General features: G+C 34.0%; 22 protein-coding genes. 7 read left to right on the top strand and 15 right to left on the bottom strand.

Features of this window, described 5'->3' with window-relative positions; translation table 11 throughout:
- Positions 1-55: 55 nt before the first annotated feature.
- The 15 genes from IPH11_18040 to IPH11_17970 all read right to left on the bottom strand — a co-directional run bounded on the left by IPH11_18040 (position 56) and on the right by IPH11_17970 (position 13,774).
- Positions 56-1,024, bottom strand: a complete 969-nt coding sequence (locus IPH11_18040) for a hypothetical protein (GenBank protein MBK6915470.1) — start codon at positions 1,022-1,024, stop codon at positions 56-58.
- Positions 1,025-1,113: 89 nt separating this feature from the next.
- Positions 1,114-1,335, bottom strand: coding sequence for a hypothetical protein (locus tag IPH11_18035; protein ID MBK6915469.1), 222 nt, complete (start codon positions 1,333-1,335; stop codon positions 1,114-1,116).
- Between the two features lie 146 nt (positions 1,336-1,481).
- Positions 1,482-2,558 carry an O-antigen ligase family protein gene (locus tag IPH11_18030; GenBank protein ID MBK6915468.1) on the bottom strand — a complete coding sequence of 359 codons (1,077 nt, stop codon included), beginning with the start codon at positions 2,556-2,558 and terminating at the stop codon, positions 1,482-1,484.
- A 12-nt stretch (positions 2,559-2,570) separates the two neighbouring features.
- Positions 2,571-4,016, bottom strand: coding sequence for a polysaccharide biosynthesis C-terminal domain-containing protein (locus IPH11_18025; GenBank protein MBK6915467.1), 1,446 nt, complete (start codon positions 4,014-4,016; stop codon positions 2,571-2,573).
- 241 nt (positions 4,017-4,257) lie between these two features.
- A complete protein-coding gene (locus tag IPH11_18020) occupies positions 4,258-5,199 on the bottom strand; it encodes an SDR family oxidoreductase (GenBank protein ID MBK6915466.1) in 942 nt (313 codons plus the stop codon).
- Between the two features lie 2 nt (positions 5,200-5,201).
- Positions 5,202-6,347, bottom strand: coding sequence for a hypothetical protein (locus IPH11_18015; GenBank protein ID MBK6915465.1), 1,146 nt, complete (start codon positions 6,345-6,347; stop codon positions 5,202-5,204).
- A 3-nt stretch (positions 6,348-6,350) separates the two neighbouring features.
- A complete protein-coding gene (locus IPH11_18010) occupies positions 6,351-7,220 on the bottom strand; it encodes an SLBB domain-containing protein (GenBank protein ID MBK6915464.1) in 870 nt (289 codons plus the stop codon).
- Positions 7,221-7,325: 105 nt separating this feature from the next.
- A complete protein-coding gene (locus tag IPH11_18005) occupies positions 7,326-7,958 on the bottom strand; it encodes a polysaccharide biosynthesis/export family protein (protein MBK6915463.1) in 633 nt (210 codons plus the stop codon).
- Between the two features lie 23 nt (positions 7,959-7,981).
- Positions 7,982-10,222 (bottom strand): polysaccharide biosynthesis tyrosine autokinase, encoded by a 2,241-nt coding sequence (locus IPH11_18000; GenBank protein MBK6915462.1) that lies wholly within the window; start codon positions 10,220-10,222, stop codon positions 7,982-7,984.
- 13 nt (positions 10,223-10,235) lie between these two features.
- Complete coding sequence (locus IPH11_17995; protein MBK6915461.1) at positions 10,236-10,754, bottom strand: SLBB domain-containing protein; 519 nt, start codon at positions 10,752-10,754, stop codon at positions 10,236-10,238.
- A gap of 56 nt (positions 10,755-10,810) precedes the next feature.
- Positions 10,811-11,674: a hypothetical protein gene (locus IPH11_17990; GenBank protein ID MBK6915460.1), complete on the bottom strand. Its 864-nt coding sequence runs from the start codon at positions 11,672-11,674 to the stop codon at positions 10,811-10,813.
- A 9-nt stretch (positions 11,675-11,683) separates the two neighbouring features.
- On the bottom strand, positions 11,684-12,154 hold the full coding sequence (locus IPH11_17985; protein ID MBK6915459.1) for a hypothetical protein: 471 nt from the start codon (positions 12,152-12,154) through the stop codon (positions 11,684-11,686).
- Between the two features lie 31 nt (positions 12,155-12,185).
- A complete protein-coding gene (locus IPH11_17980; protein MBK6915458.1) occupies positions 12,186-12,764 on the bottom strand; it encodes a hypothetical protein in 579 nt (192 codons plus the stop codon).
- 85 nt (positions 12,765-12,849) lie between these two features.
- Positions 12,850-13,446, bottom strand: coding sequence for a recombination protein RecR (gene recR / locus IPH11_17975; GenBank protein ID MBK6915457.1), 597 nt, complete (start codon positions 13,444-13,446; stop codon positions 12,850-12,852).
- Between the two features lies 1 nt (position 13,447).
- Positions 13,448-13,774, bottom strand: coding sequence for a YbaB/EbfC family nucleoid-associated protein (locus IPH11_17970; GenBank protein MBK6915456.1), 327 nt, complete (start codon positions 13,772-13,774; stop codon positions 13,448-13,450).
- Between the two features lie 205 nt (positions 13,775-13,979).
- Here IPH11_17970 and IPH11_17965 point away from each other — a divergent pair, with 205 nt between their 5' ends.
- The 7 genes from IPH11_17965 (at position 13,980) to IPH11_17935 (ending at position 19,171) form a co-directional block, all read left to right on the top strand.
- On the top strand, positions 13,980-14,570 hold the full coding sequence (locus tag IPH11_17965) for a hypothetical protein (GenBank protein ID MBK6915455.1): 591 nt from the start codon (positions 13,980-13,982) through the stop codon (positions 14,568-14,570).
- 5 nt (positions 14,571-14,575) lie between these two features.
- Positions 14,576-15,223, top strand: coding sequence for a phosphatidylserine decarboxylase family protein (locus tag IPH11_17960; GenBank protein MBK6915454.1), 648 nt, complete (start codon positions 14,576-14,578; stop codon positions 15,221-15,223).
- 2 nt (positions 15,224-15,225) lie between these two features.
- A complete protein-coding gene (gene pssA, locus IPH11_17955; GenBank protein MBK6915453.1) occupies positions 15,226-15,939 on the top strand; it encodes a CDP-diacylglycerol--serine O-phosphatidyltransferase in 714 nt (237 codons plus the stop codon).
- Between the two features lie 11 nt (positions 15,940-15,950).
- Complete coding sequence (gene purS, locus IPH11_17950) at positions 15,951-16,202, top strand: phosphoribosylformylglycinamidine synthase subunit PurS (protein MBK6915452.1); 252 nt, start codon at positions 15,951-15,953, stop codon at positions 16,200-16,202.
- A complete protein-coding gene (gene purQ, locus IPH11_17945) occupies positions 16,199-16,897 on the top strand; it encodes a phosphoribosylformylglycinamidine synthase subunit PurQ (GenBank protein MBK6915451.1) in 699 nt (232 codons plus the stop codon). The genes purS and purQ overlap by 4 nt, the downstream gene beginning before the upstream one ends.
- A 35-nt stretch (positions 16,898-16,932) precedes the next feature.
- Positions 16,933-17,103, top strand: a complete 171-nt coding sequence (locus IPH11_17940) for a twin-arginine translocase TatA/TatE family subunit (protein MBK6915450.1) — start codon at positions 16,933-16,935, stop codon at positions 17,101-17,103.
- Positions 17,104-17,338: 235 nt separating this feature from the next.
- Positions 17,339-19,171, top strand: coding sequence for a right-handed parallel beta-helix repeat-containing protein (locus IPH11_17935; GenBank protein ID MBK6915449.1), 1,833 nt, complete (start codon positions 17,339-17,341; stop codon positions 19,169-19,171).
- Positions 19,172-19,195: the final 24 nt, after the last annotated feature.

Raw genomic sequence — 19,195 nt, 5'->3', positions numbered from 1 at the left:
AGATTATATATTAAACTTATTCCTGGCATTTATAATTTTATTTTGATGAATCTGATCAACTTAAAGTATGGGCATAAATTATTTTAAAAATTAATATACGTAGTCTGTTAATAACACTCTTTCCCTGCTTTTTCCATTTCTCAGAATAAATTAGAAAAATATTTTCACCAGTTAAGAAATATAGAGCAATTAACTGCTCAGTTGCTAAAATGTGATAAGTGAATGAAGCAGGGTATTTGTTAGGGTAGTCAAATAAATAGTACTGAGACCAGTATTTAAGATCATAAAATTTTAAGATATTTTTCAATGACTCAACACCCTGAGCAAAAAAGAATTTGGCTTTTTCACTCTTAGTATGAATCAATAGATCATACAATCCAAAAAGCGAAAATATGAAACCATTTAAAACTCCAACCGTCTTATACAGTGAAGGATATTCCTCATAAATCGGAAATCCTTCGAACCTATTTACAAATCCCCCATCCTGAACATCTAGATTGAATGGTATGAGTGCCTTTTCAGCGATTTCGAGATATAATCGCTCATTAGTGAGGAGGTTTGCTCTTACAAGTACTGATATTGCTTCACCCTGTGCCATCGCAGAGATCCATGGTTTTTTAATCCCATACTTTTTTATATCGAAATTCAAATGCCAACCGGACACGCCTTTCTTTTCCTGAAAATATTTCACCAGCCAATCAGCTTGATTTAAAAAATTATTCTTCAAGGATACATCTAAGTGGTTACATAAAATCGATTTTTCAAAAAGACCTAACGCGTACTGACAAATGACAATAGGATGATAAAAAGGTTCTGAGCCTCCTAATTTATAAAGAGGAATACCCTCTTCACTCATTTGTCCGATATAATTACTCTTAGTGATAAAATTTAGATAGTACTTACCTACTACAACTGGCTTTTCCTTGATACTGCATGGGGTTATAGTATTCCAATAGTTGGCAGAATTTAAAGAAAAGAAAATAGATATTTTATTAAAATAGTCTTTGTACTTTTGAAGATTCATATTAACAAGAAACGTTAATTAAAAAGCATACTAATCAGTTTATTTTATTTAACACAAAATTATTCATTAGTTATTTAAGAATGATTATTCTAAAGTACAGTTTGGATTACCATAGAGTGATTTTCATTTTTCTTTTTTAAGTAAAAAAATATAATTCCCATAAACATTAACCAAAAAGGCATATCTGCACTAATAAACCCGTAGGATAAAATGCCCAATCCATCTATCATCGCCTTGACGAACATACTTGAGCCTGCTGCAGAAACACCAACCAAACAATAAAATGTTTTTCTTTCAACTTTTTCATACATTTTTAAAGTCCTAATTGTTACACTGAAAAAGACAATCGGCAACATTAATGATAAAATAAATCCCAGGACACCCAAATCTGAGATGAATACTAAGAAATAATTATGCGAATTATTACTTCCCTCAGTAATTTCATTTACGTTAATGATTACTTTTCCAATCCAGCTATCACGATGACTGGGAAGTAATTATACATTTCATAACCATACGATCCCGGACCTATTCCAAATAATAAATTATCTTCGATCATGTTGTAAGCCATAGTCCAATAATGCTGCCTTTGACTTAATCCGGCTTCGGTTCTTAAAACGATGGAACTTATGTGGTTTAAAGACGGGGTGAAGAAAATTATTAAACTAATAAAAGTAAGAATGGAAAAAAAACTTATAATTAATTTCCTATGATAATAGTAAAAGATAAATGACGTACTAAGAATTACCGAAAATACCGCTGAGCGCGATGCGGTTAAAAGTATTCCCAAAATTAATAATACTATACATGACCATAATATTATTTTTATCCTTTTGTTTTGAGTTTGGATTAAAAATACTATTACTAAAGGAGCGGCGATGACGTAGAATGTGCTTGTTGCAAGTATATTGCTCATTAGTCCAGTTACTCTAATTTCTTTGCCCATGCCATAATCTGAAAGAGCAAATCCTTCAGAGTAAAAATTTACGAAACTGGAAAAAACAATTATTATGCTTGCGGTAATAAAAGCTTTTAATATAGTTCTTAATAAATCTTCACTTCTGATTAGAGAAAATAAAAAATATGCCACGATGAAGAACTCTGTTTGTCTAACAATTTTTTGTATCCCAGCTTGGAAATGTGGAGATAATATTACCGAAAGAAACATAGAGAAGTAGTAGAGCATTATGAAGGCATTTAATGATTTAGGAAGTTTAGGGTACTGACTAAAATTTAATCCATAGTGTTTCAAGAATAAAATAAAAAGTAATGTGAAATTTATAAATTGTACAGCGGATCTTAACGATTCGCCTAAATCGCCGACTAATGTAAATAAAGTTACAATGATACAGAAGATGATGTACTTCTCACCGAAAACAAAAACCGGAAAGAGACAAATTATAACAATTGAGACATAAATAGAGAAATCGCCCATAATGAGCGTCATGAAGATTGTGGGAATTAAAATACTAAATTCTTGATTCAAAGAATTGAAATGTGAAGCAAGAATTAAGTTTTTAAATTTTTCAATCATTAAATTCTTTAATTAAATTGTTTTTGCAGTTTTTATCGTTCTGATTAAGCTCGATATAAGCTTGACCGAATAATGATCAGATAATGTAAGACTAAATAAAAATAATGTATAAAATAAAATGATTTTAAAAATATCTTTGTAATAACTAAGAGTATAAAAACTATCAAATAATATCTCAACTATGGAATAACATATGAGCCCGGTTATTAAATAGAAAAATAAATTTTTAAAGAACAATAAATGCTTTATTTCCGGTATTCTGTATTTAATAAGAATAATGCTTGATAGAAAAAAATAAATGTAGCTAATAGAAGTAGAAAGCGCTAGCCCATTCTGTTGATATCTGCCAACAAATGTGAAATTCATAATAATCTTTAGTATGACCCCACTTATTGTAATAATGACTAATCCATTCATCAAGTGCGCTCCGTAGAGCAATTTATTATAGACAGAATAGGCGGCATTGAAAACTAAGCTAATTGTATAATATTTTAATACACCAAAAGTTATCATTGAGTTTTCTGCGCTAAATTTTCCTCGCTCAAACAATATTTTAATTAGATCATTGCCATAAAAAAAGAAGAAGAAACTAATAGGCACAAAAATAAAAAGGTTAGCACTTATTGCATCGCTCACATTTTTATTCAACGCTTCAAATTCTTTTCTCTGAATATTGGTTGTAAGTTTTGGGAAGATCACAGTTGTCAAAGCGATAGAAATAATAGAGATTGGTAGCAAATACAATATTCCGGCATAGTTTAATGCAGACAAACCACCCTCACCTACAAAGTCAAAAAAGTATCTGTCCGCAAGCAAATATAATTGACTGATTGATTCAATTAAAAGAATATAAATAATCGTATAGCCGAGACCAGGATTACTCCTTTTCGAGATAACAAAGAACATGTATGGTTTTAAATTTAACTTGACCTTAATTATTAGATAGACAAACTGTAATACTGTCCCTATAACAAAAGCTAACGGAATTATATAAATACCTAAAGCTTCATTAAAAAAATAAAGCATAGGAATCAAGACTAAATTTAAGATTAGTCTAGATATAGCTGGATATTTGAATTTAAACTCAGCCTGCTGATATGAGATTAAAACCGAAATAATTGCATTTAGAGGAATTGTTATAAGAAATATCTGAAAAATATTTAATGCACTTTCGTATGCAAAAGTATCGATAGGGTTGATAAAATAACTAATGATAGATTTAGAGAAGAGAAATAGCACTATTGATATTGAAAATGAACCTATTGTAAATAAATAAAATGTATGATAAATAAACTCGGCAAGTGAATGGTATTTTGAGACTTTTAAGGAAGTGTAGTAGGGGATAAAATAGTTTTGTGCAAAATACAACATACTCGTGTTAATAGTCATCGGCAAAACTGCCCCAACTAAATAAATGTCAAAATTGTGTCCCATTCCGAAGTATTTTGCAAATAACATTTCTCTGAAAAACCCAGTCCCCGACCTAATACATTAAGGAGAGTAATAAATATAAATGCGCCGGCGATTGTCGAAGTTAATTTTTTACTCACAAATTCCAGTCTATTTATTGATACATCTAATGCTAAACATTTAAAACGGGGAAAAATTTTGAATGAACCTTTATAAGACAATAATGACGCTCGCTGAATTCTGCCGCTACAACTAATGAAGAAAATTGCTTTTTCATCACCAAATAACGTCAGGAAAAATTCTTTGAAAAATACTCTATCGTAATTTTCAACCCTTCTGTTCTGCTAATCTTTGGCTCCCAGCCAAGAATTTTTTTTGCTCTTTCTATATTCGGCTGACGCACTTTGGGGTCATCAACCGGTAATTCCTTGTAAACAATTTTGCTTTTTGTTCCTGTAAGCTTTATAACTTCCTCTGCAAATTCCTCGATTGTGATTTCATCAGTGTTACCAATGTTAACAGGATAAATTTCACTTGACATCATCAGTTTGAAAATTCCGTCAATCAAATCGGATACATAACAGAAACTTCTTGTTTGCGAACCATCTCCAAATACTGTGATATCTTCATTACGAAAAGCCTGCCCAATAAATGCCGGTAAAGCTCGACCGTCATCCAATCTCATACGTGGTCCGTATGTGTTAAATATTCTTATGATCCTTGTATCAACGCCGTGATAGCGATGATAAGCCATGGTGATCGCTTCGGCGAAACGTTTCGCCTCGTCATAAACCCCCCTTGGTCCAATTGGATTTACGTTTCCCCAGTAGTCCTCGCTTTGCGGATGAATTGCAGGATCGCCGTAAACTTCAGAGGTAGAGGCTAATAAAAATCTTGCTTTCTTTTCCAAAGTTAGCCCGAGCACTTTGTGAGTGCCAAGTGAACCGACTTTTAATGTTTGAATTGGCAATTTCAGATAATCAATTGGACTTGCCGGGGAAGCAAAGTGAAAGACATAATCAATCTTTCCCGGAAGGAAAATATAGTTAGTCACGTCTTGTTTGACAAAAATAAAATCGTCATTCCCTGCGAGATGGGAAATATTTTTTGTACTCCCTGTTATCAGGTTATCCATGCAGATAACTTTAAATCCTTCACCTAATAATTTATCGCAAAGGTGGGAGCCAAGAAACCCTGCTCCACCAGTTACTAATGCAGTCTGTTTTTCCAAATTTAATTCCGGTTATTTGTGGTGTAATTAAAAATTCTTTTTTCTTTTAAGATAAGAATCAATGTCAAGAAGAGAAATACAAATATTGCCCCAACAGCAGTTGAAAAAATGGTACGCGGTGCAACAGCTTTAAGGGGAGGGATAGCTTTGTCAAGCACTTCGATGGTAGGAATATCTTTGTTCTCCTGAATTTTTTCTTTATAATATTGTTGCTGCAATAATAAATAAACTTCATTCTGAATTTTGACTTCGCGCATTAAATCGGCAAGCTCTTTGCCAAGTTCAGGAAGTTGAGAAAAGGCAAGCAGATAGTCTTGATTTCCCATTTCCATTTTGTTGTATTGATTTGTTAACTCATTTAATTTTTGATTCAAAGCTAAAAGGGTTTTATTGTCGCTCTTTAAATTATTTTGAAGATAACCAATTTCAACTTCGGTCTGTATCATTTGCGTTTTAATTTGAGCGGCAGCATTTATAACTGCTTCGACCTGTTCTGGCAGTGAAATTGCTTTATTCTTTTTTTGAAATTCAACTAATTTTTTTTCTGCAGAATCCATATCAATTTTTGTTAGTTGAATTTGCATCTCGATATATTCGCGGGCACTCTTAGCTTTAGAGCTTAATTTTTCTTTGTTGATAGAATCAAGAGCCGCAACAAAAGAATTTGAAATCTTAGCTGAAAATTTTTTCAATGTATCCTGATCATCGGTAAACATTGGTAGATACTTCGATTTTAAATCTACACTTACTGTAATTATCCCCTCCTTGCTTAGGTCGATGTTTAGATTTTGCTGTAAGTTTTCAACTGCTTTTTGTGTGCTTTCGACATCATAATAATTTTTAAGTTTAAATTTATTTACAACATATTCACCGGCAGTCCTGCTTTTTAATATCTGGATATAAATTTCAGAATTGGCAGAGCTCATATCTCCCGTCAATAATGATGTGAAATCACCCCCGGATAATAGACCACCCAATCCACTCATTGATGAAGTGTTTTGCGGAGGAAGTATACTTACCGGTGCATTAAATGTAACAGGTGAAATCAAAAATAAAAATAAAAAAATTATTACCGCAGAAATTGCTGTGCCGGTTAGAAGCTTAACCCGATTAACCAGCATTAAATGGAAAAGGTCGTGTAAAGTCATAATTTATCTCGTAGCTATAATAACTGCGACAGTAGCGGCTATAACAGCGGCTATTTGTCCCAACACTTGTAACGAAGTTGTAAATACATCCCAGAATTTTGGACCGGGTGGATCTTCCGGAATCCAGATTGTATCGCCGGGGTCTAATTGATCAATATCATCGGCATCTATCCATTCGCCGGTTTTAACTTTAACTACTCTAACCCGATTTTCAAGCGCGCGCCAGGCAAATCCTCCAGCAGCATTGATATAATCCTGGACAGAAAAATTTGGACTATAAACAACATTGCCCGGATTTACAACCTGTCCAAGGAGTATCACATAATTTTTGGAAATGGGAATTGTTATCTCATCATTTCTTTTAAGAAAAATATTTTCCCTCAAGTCTTTCTTTACAAACAACTTTTCAAAATCTAAGACAACGTCACCCCCCCGCTGTCTTGATCTGGACTTAAAATAATCGTATTCGTCTTCAGTCATATCTGCAACTAACATTAATTTTAATCGTTCAAATTCAGGATCGGGGAGGGACTTATCTTCGACTCGAATGAGTTTAGCTTCGGTTAAGGAGGCGTCTTTTAAAAAGCCACCTGCCTCCTGAATGATTTCTGTCAGAGTTGTTTGATCTTCTATAATTTTATACCAACCCGGATACTTTACGTAACCCATAATATGAACATATTTATCAATCAAATATTCGGGAATTTTTCTAACAATTAAATGATCTTTGTTTTTTAGTGGGATATTACCACTCATAATTTCATCATACGAGTAGTAACTACTACTCTGGCTTTTCCCATCCTCAGTAAACCGTATTAATTCAATCGTATCTTTTTTTGCTTCACTTAAAAATCCACCTGCAAGATTTATCAACTGGTCAGTCGTTTGCCCTTCAACAAATTCGTAAATAGCTGGATAGGCAACTTCTCCGCTTATCTGAATAACGCGGTCTATTTTATTAATTATTACGGCATCACCCTAGCGTAAATATGGATTATAAGTTTTATCACCAAATCTTAAGAATGATAGGAAGTCACATTTTTTTTCAACCAAATCGTTTGAGCGAATAATAATATTTCGCAAATCTGCTGTTGGATTTAAACCCTGAGAATTTAATATAATATCACTTAGTCTTGAATTTGATGGAACGACTTGAGTCAATGGTTTTACAACATCACCGATCAAAGTCACTTTTATTTTTCTGAAACCAGCGAGCGAGATAAAAATATCAACGTTTTTGTAATACTTTTCGATAGCTGCAATTATTTTTAATTTTGCTTCAGACAAACTTAGATTTTGAAGGCTAACCCCTCCCACATTGGGGACGTAAAAATTCCCTTCTTTATCAATTGCTTGCGACAAATTCAATTCTGCAACTCCTGAGATTGAAATCAGAAGCACATCCCCTGCACCAACCATATATCCATCAGGGTCGGTTATTCCTTCTGTAGCTTCTGAATTATAATTACTATTAATAAATGAGGAAGCATAAGTGGAATCTATTCTGGAGAATATATTTCTCTCATTATAATCTGGAATTTTTTGGCAATAAACTTTTCCGAGACTTATAAAAAGATATAATAAAAATAATTTTATGAAATAGTTTTTCAATTGGATGAATATTTAATTGTCTTTTACACTTTTGCAGGAGGTTTAATTTCTCCATGTGTTCGGGAGTAATAATAATAATATTTGTAGTAAGATCCGTATCCACTTTTATAACTAAAATTATTAAGTACAGTTCCTAAGAACGAAGACCCGCTATTCTTAATAAGCTGAACAGATTTTTCCAATAAATCTATTTCAGTAGCATCTGCAGATACAACTAAGATTGAGCCGTCAGTAATAGTCGAAAGAATTTCCGAATCAGTTACAGCAATAATTGGAGGACTATCAACAATAATAATATCAAATTGATTTTTCATCAATTTCAAGAAGTCTTTCATCTGTTGTGAATCAAGCATTTCGGCAGGATTCGGAGGTATGGTGCCGGCTGAAATAAAACTAAGATTACTCATTCCAGTTGGTCGAATTATTTCTTCTAACTTCACCTGTTCAAAAAGATAATCAATTAAGCCCGGATATCTCTGAGCCGCAAATATTGAATGGACTCTCGGCTTACGCAAATCACAATCTAATAATAATGTTTTCTTGTTTGACTGTGCATAGCTTCCTGCAAGATTTACAGCAATCGTTGTCTTACCTTCACGGGGAGCAGAGGATGTAATTAGAATAGTTTTTAAAGAATCTTTTTCAATTTTTGAGAATTGAATTCTGGTACGCATCGCTCTAAATGCTTCACTCGGAATTGAGTCCGGTTTTTTAGCTACAATAAATTCCAGCTCTTTCGCTCCATTTAATCCAACTCCTTCAATCTGTGGTATCCAGGAAAGAACATTGATGTTTCTATTCTGCATATCATCCGGGGTCTTAACTGTATTGTCAAAATAATTTCTGACAAAAATATATGCGAATGCAATTCCAACACCAAGTACTAAACCAACTAAAACAATTAGAAGTCTGTTTGGTTTCGAAGGGTGTTCGTTTTTTCTTGCCGAATCAATCATAAGCACATTGCCCGGTTGAGATTGTTCGTTTATTAAAGCCTCCTGATATCTTTCTTCGACAAGGACATAAAGTTTTTCCAGTGACTCTCTGTTTCTTTGAAGTCTTGCGAACTCTATAGAAGTTTTAGGTAACTGGTTGAATTTTGTGTCATAGTTTTTAAGTATTGTATCCAGAACATTCATCGAAGCTTTTAATGACTGAGTTTTAACTTCTGCTTCGAGAATTTTTTGAGAGATTTGCTTTACTTCATCGGGACTGCTGGCAAATATTCCAGCTTTAATTACTTTCAATTTTTCATTAATCTTTTCCTGAAGCTCCTTAATTTTTCTGTCATATTCTTTTATTACCGGAGAGTTCTCGGAATTAATATTTTTATCGGTTAAAGCCATATCACGATTGAGCTGATACTTTGCCAATTGATCCTGCATTGCTTTGAATAGACTTTCAGTCGAGAGGCTCTCAAGATATTCAGCCATTTTAGGATCTTGTTTTACAAGCGCTTCTTTTAAATTTTTCAAAACTTTTTCAGTTGATTGGATGTCAATTTCGGCAGCATTTTTTTGTGCTTCAAATTGTGAAATTTGATTTATCAGAACAGAGGCTTGTTCATCCAGCGCAATTATACCGCCCTTCTCCTGAAATGACTGCAGCAATTCTTCGGCTTGATTTAATTCCAATTGCTTTTCATTTTTTTGCTGCTGCAAAAATTCTTTAACCAGAGTTAATTGATTTCGATTGATTTCAAGATTCAAACTTTTATAAATTGAAGAATAACTATTAGCAATAAGGGCAGCTTCAAATGCAGAAGGTGATTCAACTGTAATGTCAACTATATCCAACCCCCTTTTTTGTTCGATCGTCACAACATTTGCAAGCAAAGATATAATATCGTCAGTTGATTGCAAAAGGTGCTGATCCTCTTTTGAATCAAATTCATGATGTAGTAATAGATAAAATTTTTCGGCAGAATTAAACACAGTAAAACTGTCCATCAGCGCTTCAGCTACTTTTTGTCGTGTAGTGTAGGATTTTAGAATCTCAATTTCATTTGCAATAAATCTATCGCTGCCATAATCACTAAATTCCGGCAAGATGGGAGATTCGAGAATACTGCCCTGGGGTTTGGATATCTTTAATGAAGCAACTGAAGTGTAAATATCTTTGGCGCCTATTGCATAAATAATAGAAACAACTAAACTGGTTAGTACGATCAATGAAATTGGTACAATATTATTTCTTATCAGATTCAGATAATCTTTTAAAGAGTTTGATTCTTCTTCTTTAATAAAATTGGTCATGTTATTCAATTGGCAGCCCCGGCTAATTTGAAATATTAATAATTAAGATCGCAAGAGAAACAATAGCTGAAAAGATTGAAAGTGAAATCGAGAGGTAATCCTTAAAATAGAGTCTTGGTTCGCCCGGAATTACCAAAATATCTCCTGCAAAAATTTCAGGAGTTTTGGAAATGCTTTTAGTTTCCTCGGTCCATAATATATCATCGTATTTTAACTCAATCACAGTTTGTGTCGAATCAGGCAAAGTTCTGATTAATTTCAATTCATCCAGATGTGAATCATCACTCGGACCGCCTGCATAAGAAAGTAAATCTGTCAAACTGCTGTAAGATGGAATAATGTATTTGCCTGGGTATTTTACAAAACCCCAAACTGCAACTTTTATATTAACAGCTTCGGGGTCCGAATAATCGAACAAGGCGCCTTGATTTTGTCTGTATTGTCCAAGACTTCCGCCGATTTGAACATCGCTCTGCTGAGCATAAGTTGATACGAAGCCAATGCCTAACATCAACAAAAAGAAAAGTGTAATATTTTTCATAACCTTTTTAGAAAGTTTCTAACTAAGAATTAAAATTACAAAAATTGCCTTACACATCAAATTTTGAGGGAGATATTTCTTACCGCAAAAATACTAACTGCAAATCCCAATGCCGGACCAATGAAAAGAGCAAAAAGGATATAGACAATTTCTAAATTAATTAATTCAAAAGAGTTTGCAGAAATTCTCTCGATAAATTTAAGAAGATATAGTATCACACCCGAGGCTAAAATACTGGAGAATAAACCAATCAAAATCGCATTAAGAATGATGGGTATTTTTATTGTCGAGATTTTTGCCCCTACCAATTTCATTGTCTCAAAATCATCGGCTTTTACTTTTAAGACTGCACTTACGGTAGAGTAAACCAGATATATCGAAACCAGAATTAGTATAATCGCGGCTATCAAAATGTAAAATTTAAATCTCTCGATTGTTGAAATGATCTGATTTAGGTATTCCTCTTTATAAACTACTTCATCAATACCATTGAGAGATTGCAGAGAAGCAGTAATCATCTTAAGTGAATCAGAGGCTAAATACTCCGGTTTTAATTTAACACTAAAGGATGCGGGAAGTGGATTGTAATCTAAGATTCTTGCAAAGTCTTCGCCTGTCTCTTTAACAAAAATTTCGGCTGCCTTGTCTTTTGATATAAATGCAACTGAAGAGAAAAACGGTGCACCGTTAATTTCTTCCTGAATAATACTGAAATCATTATCGGTAAGATTTTCTTTTAAAAATATTTCCAGCCCGAAACTTGACTTAATTTTGTTCTGTAATGCATCTGAAAGCTCAATAGAGATTAATGAAATACTTATCAGCAATACAGCAATAAATATTGAAGTAAGCGAAAGTAAAAAAGAAGGAACTGCACGCCCAATTATTTTTACAGATTCTTTTAAATAAAATGAAAGCATACTGCTAAGTTAAAAATTTGATTCGTCTATCCAATTATTTATTTGCCATTTCTCATCGGCAACATTTTTTTTAAGCGATAGATTAACGCGTCCATCAAGTCTTACAACGTCAGTTGGGTTAAAAGTAATTGTCAGGTTAAAACTTCTGACTACATTTGCTGAGAGACTGTCAATCGTACTAAGAACAATTTCATTCCATATTAGATCGAGCCGTTGGGAGTTCTGAAATAATCCGAATGTTGTTTTTATATCCTCATCCCTGCCCCAGGTAACATCAAAACTCTGTTCATAATCCCGATAGGTAAATAGAAAATCATTACTGATTAGCTGCCCGTAAATCAATGTGTCTTTAAAAGTATAAGCGTATTGAAAATTCTGGAATACACCGTCAATTGTTTTTTGATCAGAAAGCCCTGTGCCCGAAGATTGATCTGAAAAATCAAGGGTTGGGGCAAAAGGATTTGTACAGCTTTCAAGCATGAAAACAAGCAAGATAGAACTGAAAAAGATTTTAATAATACCTCCCTTTCAATTCACTCCACGTCGGTAATTCTCCATTTTTTATATCCTGCCAAAATGAAATCACATATACAGCTCTTGAATCCCGTTTGATATTAAACCTTAAAACTCCTGCATAATTAACAGGAAATTGATCAGTATGCGGAACATTTAATGCATAACTTGCTTCATAAAAAACACTATCGCCCTGCAAGCTTTGATTGACTTGATCTAAAACCAATGTCATTGGTTGATCTGCAGTAATTTTGTTTGCGATATTTATAAAATACTGACGCTCATTTTTAACCGTCCAATCATTAAGCAGATCAGGAAATTGCGAAAGTGCTTCGCTTGATGGTGAAAATAAAAATGGAATAGTGCTGAATGAAGAATCCGCAAAACAAACCACATAATTATCAGGATTTTTATCTCTTAAAGAATTAACAAAATTCTCAATTAGAATTTCGGGAGTAACCGCAGTTTGGAATGAATCTCGAGGAAGTAAAGGGATTTCTGCATCACGGGTAGTAAATATATCGCAGCCCATGAATAGAATTGGAAAGACAAAGAATATTTTAAAAGTCGTTTTCATTTCAATGTAATAATAACAAGATGCCGATAAAATATTAAGTCAAAATTAATATCATAAATGACGCAGTATAATTAGGAATTATAATTTATACATCAATCCTGTTAAGCATCGCTCTTCCAATCGTAGCTTCATCTGCAAACTCAAGATTACCGCCGATAGGTAATCCCCGGGCGATTCTTGTCACTTTTATTCCGAGCGGTTTAATTATTCTTGCAAGATACAGCGAAGTTGCCTCCCCCTCAGTATCTGGATTTAGCGCTAAAATGACTTCCGAAATTTCTTCGCTCTTGAATCTTGCGATCAATTCTTTAATTTTTAATGAATCTGGATTTATCCCCGCAAGCGGTGAAAGTACACCCCCCAAAACATGGTAACTTCCGCTGAACTCGTGGGACTTTTCAATAGCAATTACATCACTTGCCTCCTCAACCACACAGATTGAATGCTTATCGCGCTTCGGACTTGTACAGATGTCGCACAATTCATGTTCAGAAAGATTGAAACATCTTTCACAAAATCTTAGTCTCGATTTTAAATCAGTAAGCGAACGAACCAAGCTCTCAAAATTTGCGCTGTCACTTTTCAAAATATGAAGAGCAAGCCGCTGTGCAGTTTTCTTTCCGATACCGGGCAGCTTGCTTAATTCATCAATAGCAGTTTGAAGAGGTTGAGCAATCAACAATTTAAAGTCCTGGAATATTTAAACCGGGGGGAATCATACCTTTTGTAACTTTGGACATTTCCTCCTCAGCTAATTTTGATGCTGAATTTAGTGCCTTATTTACTGCCGCAACAACAAGGTCTTCTAAGATTTCTTTTTCATCCGGTTTTATAACCTGAGCGTCTATTTCAATGCTAATTATTTCTTTATGACCGTTGGCAACGGCTTTAATTATTCCGCCGCCTGCTTCCGCTGATACTGTTTTATTTGCTAATTCAGCTTGAACTCGCTGCATTTCTTCCTGCATTTTCTGCACTTGTTTGAGCATTCCTTGCATGCCGCCTTTCATCAATTCCTCCGAAAAAATAATTTAATAAATATTCGTTTTTTTGAAGCAATATAATATATCAGTTTGACTTTATACATTTAAATTTCCTAATTTCACGCCCGTTATTTAATTAAAGGAGTTTACTATCGAAGCAAGACAGACAAACATAATCTTCGATGAACAAGCCTACGCTTTAAAAGAGTTTCCGGATTTGTTCATTAATTCTTTGGGTAAAGAAATTAAACCTAAAGATTTTGGTCAGAAGTCAGCACAATTGAACGTTTTTTTTCTTGATTACCTGAAGGAGTTCCATATCCCAACTGCCTTTGTTAAACTTCATTCAGCAAATTCTATTTTAAATTTGAAGCACAGTAGGATTCCTTTTTCCATAAAGATTTTAAATACTTTAGATAAAAGAACAGCAAAAATTTTCAACCACAAAGAAGGTGAAATTTTAAACCTGCCCATCTTTGAATATCACTACGGCGAAAATAAAGATTCGATCATAACTGAAAGTCATATCGTTTCGTTCGATTTATGTTCAATTGAAGATTTAAGATTGATGACAAGGATATGCTCGAAAATAAATGCCGTTCTCAGATCTTTTTTTGAAAGAAGAAATTTAATCCTATCCGAACTTTCCTGCGTCTTCGGAAAAAACAGCGATAAATTTTTTCTTGTTGAAGATTTCTCCCCTCAAAGTTTGAAAGTGATTTCTTCAGACAAAACTTTAAAATTGCCTGACCCTTATAAATTGAGCACTCCTTCAGACGTGAAAAAGTATTCCGATTTTCTTATTAATCTTTTAAAAAATTGAACAGCATGTTTACTAAATACGGTTATTCTACAATTGGTATTGTTGCTTTCGTTTCTTTTGTTATGATTTGTTTTAGTTTCTATGCGAGTAATCAAGCTTTAAAGTATTTTCTTATCATCTTCCCTTTACTGCTTATGGTTTTTACATTAAACTTTTTCCGCGACCCCGAACGAATCACGCCGAAAGATGACAGCATCATTATTTCTCCGGCGGATGGAAAAATAATAGTAATTAAGGAAGTTGAAGAAAATAACTACTTACTTTCCAGAGGAAAACAAATTTCGATTTTTATGTCGCCGCTTAATGTTCATGTAAACCGGATTCCAATTTCAGGTGAAGTCGAATATTTAAAATATCACGAAGGAAAATTTATAAAAGCATTTGACGATAAAGCTTCACAGGAAAATGAGCGAATGGAAATCGGTATTAAAAGTAATTTTGGAAAAGTTTTTTTTACTCAGGTTGCCGGTTTTGTCGCACGAAGAATTGTAACAGATCTAAATATTGGTGATAGCGTTACTATCGGAAAAAGATTTGGTATGATAAAATTCGGCAGCCGCGTTGATATTATTGTGCCGGATAATTTTAATATAGTTGCTAAACTTGGCGAAAATGTTTTAGCTGGAGAGACTATTCTCTTCAAGCGAAAATGAAAATGAATAAGCCTTTAATCACTCGCTCTGTAATTCCAAATCTATTTACTGCAATGAATATGTTCTGCGGATATTTATCTATGATTAATTCTTCCGAGCATAATTATTTCTACGCCGCTTGGCTTATTATTATTGCCGCAATCTTCGATGCCCTTGATGGCTTCGCCGCGAGAGTAACCAATTCCAGCAGTGAACTTGGTGTTGAACTTGATTCACTTTCTGACGTTATAAGTTTTGGCGCTGCCCCCGGCTTTTTAATCTATTCGGTTTACCTCAATCAATTTGAAGTTGTGGGAGTAATGTTAAGTTCATTATTATTGATAGCCGGAGGATTTCGGCTGGCAAGGTTCAATGTTCAGCTTATTGGCTTTTCGAAAACTCATTTTACAGGATTACCAATACCGTCTTCAGGAATTACAATCGCATTATTTATACTCGCATTTTATGAAGTTATCAGCGATCCGGATATTTCAATTTTTATTATACCAATGGTAATTTCCCTCTCCCTTTTAATGGTAAGCAGAATTAAATATGATACAATCCCAAAAATTTCATTGCAGTCATTGAAACAAAAACCATTTCATTTTTTATTTATCATTTTATTTATTTTTCTGCTGGCTTATACAAACTACAAAGGATTGTTCTTCATCTTTGTTTTCGTTATTCTATTTGGTATTTTTCGCCACGTGTTTAACTGGTTCAGAAAAAAAAAATAAGGAATTTTTAAGTGTTCAAAGCAAAAGTTATTATCAAGCGCCGCCCCTCCATTTTAGATCCTCAAGGTAAAGCAGTTGAAAAAGGTGCTCAACATTTGGGACTGAGTAATATTAAAGATACCCGCATTGGAAAGTTTATTGAGTTTACTGTTGATACGGTTGATGAATCTTCAGCAAGATCAGAAGTTGATGAATACTGTAGAAAACTCCTCGCAAACCTGATAATGGAAGATTACGAATTTACACTTGAGAAATTTTCATGAGTAATAAATTCGGTGTAGTTGTTTTCCCCGGTTCAAATTGCGACCACGATGCATACCACGTATTAAAAAACATAAATGGATTTAGCGTTAATTTTCTCTGGCACAAACAAACAGATTTGAAAAATTCTGATGTAGTTATTTTGCCGGGTGGATTTTCTTACGGTGATTATCTTCGCACTGGCTCTATCGCAAGGTTTTCTCCAATTATGAACTCCGTAATTGAATTTGCTGAAAAGGGCGGGATCGTTCTCGGTATTTGTAATGGCTTTCAAATTTTACTCGAAGCAGGACTATTACCCGGAGTTATGTTGAAAAATAAATCACTTCAATTTGTCTGCAAAGATGTTTATCTTTCCATTGAAAATAGTAACACTGTTTTCACAAAGTTATTTGAAAATCAGAAAGTCATCAAGGTTCCAATTGCACACGGCGAAGGGAATTATTTCACAGATGAGGAAACATTAACACGTCTTGAAAAAAACAATCAGATTGTTTTCAAATATTCAAATGCTGATGGCAGTATCACTGATGAAGCAAATCCTAATGGTTCACTTTCGAATATTGCGGGAATCATAAATGATAAGGGAAATGTACTTGGAATGATGCCCCACCCCGAAAGATGTTCTGATCCTGTGCTCGGCAAAACCGATGGTAACTTTCTTTTTCAATCAATAAATAAATTTATTTTAAATTGAGGTAATTATGCTTGGTGGTTTAAACGGTTTGGGAATTGCTCGTAATCATATTTGCAATTCTACTTCTTTTTGGCGCTACAAAGATTCCTGAATTAGCTCAGGGACTTGGCAAAGGACTAAAAGAATTCAAAAAAGGTTTGAAAGATGTTGAAGATGAAATAAAAACAGCTTCAACTGACGATAAAAAAATTGAGGAGAAGAAGTAATTTCTTCTCCTTTTTTTCTGTCCTTGCTTATCGAAATATAAATGCATTTGAGTTATACCTGTAAATCTGCAGCTAACCTTTCAGATATTCTTTGCATAAAAATTTAAAATTGATGACAAAGGAATATTTAATGTAGCAATTCAAATTCAAGCTAAAATCTAAACCCCCGCATCTCCCACCCTGTCTTTTCTCTAATAACTTCCTTAAATTAAAAACAAAAATCTCAGGTGTTTCTATGAAACCAAAAATATTCCTTCCTCTCCTGCTTTCATTCTTAGTTCTTAATTCTTCATTGTTAATTAGTACCGTCAGGTACGTTAGCCCCACCGGCAGCAGCACCCCACCCTACACAAGCTGGGAGACCGCCGCCGATAGCATTATGGAGTGCATTAACATTTCCGTCTTTGGCGACACCATTTACGTTGCCAACGGCACTTACAAAGAGCAGGTAGTGATGATTCCCGGCTTGAGCCTTATCGGCGCAGGTATGGATAGCTGTATGATTGATTTTGAAATTACTGGTATAGCAATTCAGGTCGTAGAGAATTGTCTCCTAAAAGAATTCAATGTTTTTGTTCAAAATAATATTAACACCATTGGGATCTCAGGAAGCGGGAATAATAGTCTAATAACATTAAATAATGTAACTAATGCATCGCAAGCTATATACATATCAAATTCAAATCATACTGTATATAAAAATATTTTAAATGATATTAGAACAAGAGGCATAAATATTTTTAATTCAAATTCGTTGGTGGCTGGAAATATTATAAATACTAATACTGATTTTGGTTCTGGAGTACACATCGAAGCATTTGATATAAGTTATACTCCTACCATTGACTCAAATATTATTGAATCTGCTGGTGATGGCATTTTCATTGCCTTTGGCAGCAAGCCAACCATAACAAACAATACAATTGTTTTAAAAGGAGATTATGCTAAAGGATATCAGGGAAGTTATACAGATACAGCTAAAGTATTTAATAATATTGTGATAGCAAATCAATCCTTCCCTAATTCTGATGGCTTTATAAACACCGGTGTCCCTCATCAGACTCATAATAATAAGGTATTTGGTGAATTGGGAAATGGTTTTGTCTTTACAGGAGATGATAGCCATTTAATACAATTAATAAATAATTCTGTAATTAATTCTAATAATGGTATAATTAATTCGGGAGGGCAAGGTATAAATGCACATTACAATAATTCCTGGAATAATGACGTCAATTACAGTGGCTTTACTCCCGACAGCACAAACCTATCTGTTGATCCAATGATAGTAAATGAAGATTCAACCAAAGGTGATCTTGATTTTCATCTTCAGAAGTTCTCTCCTTTAATTGATGCAGGTGATCCGAACATTCTTGACAAAGATGGATCAAGAAGTGACATCGGTCTATACGGTGGTCCCTTTGGTGAAAGCTATTCTTACTTTGATTTAGCCCCACGATCTCCCGTGAACTTAAACGCAACGCTCGACAGCTTAACTGTTGGAATTACCTGGAATAAGAACACAGAAGCTGACTTTAATCACTACAATGTTTATCGCGATACGACAAAAGACTTTCAGATTGATTCGACAAATCTTTTTCTCTCAACTCCTGTCGCAAACTTGATTGACATACTTCCTGATTATGTTGAAAGGATTTATTACAAAGTAACAGCAGTTGACAATCAAGACAATGAATCAGAGCCAAGTGAAGAAGTTGGATTTATACTTACTTCCACTACCGACCACCAACAAACGATTTCCGACTACCAACTTTACCAGAATTACCCCAACCCATTTAATCCAACGACAAAGATAAGTTACAGGTTGAAACAAAGAGGATACGTAAAGCTTTATGTTTATGATATCAAAGGAGAGCTTATTTCGGTATTAGTCAATCAAACACAGGAGGCAGGTTTCTACGAAGTAGATTTTGTAGGGAACGGTCTCCCGACCGTTCCGAATAATTCGGATCTTTCATCAGGAATTTACATTTACCAGATAATGGTTCGAAGCGAAAATAATATTCCAGTGTTTACTGATATGAAAAAGATGATATACTTGAAGTAATTAAGAATGAATAATTAAAAATTA

The organism is Ignavibacteriales bacterium, assembly GCA_016709155.1.
Classification (GTDB): Bacteria; Bacteroidota; Ignavibacteria; order Ignavibacteriales; family Ignavibacteriaceae; genus JADJEI01.
The sequence above is the reverse complement of the archived record's forward strand: the minus strand, read 5'-3'. Positions and strand labels throughout refer to the sequence as shown.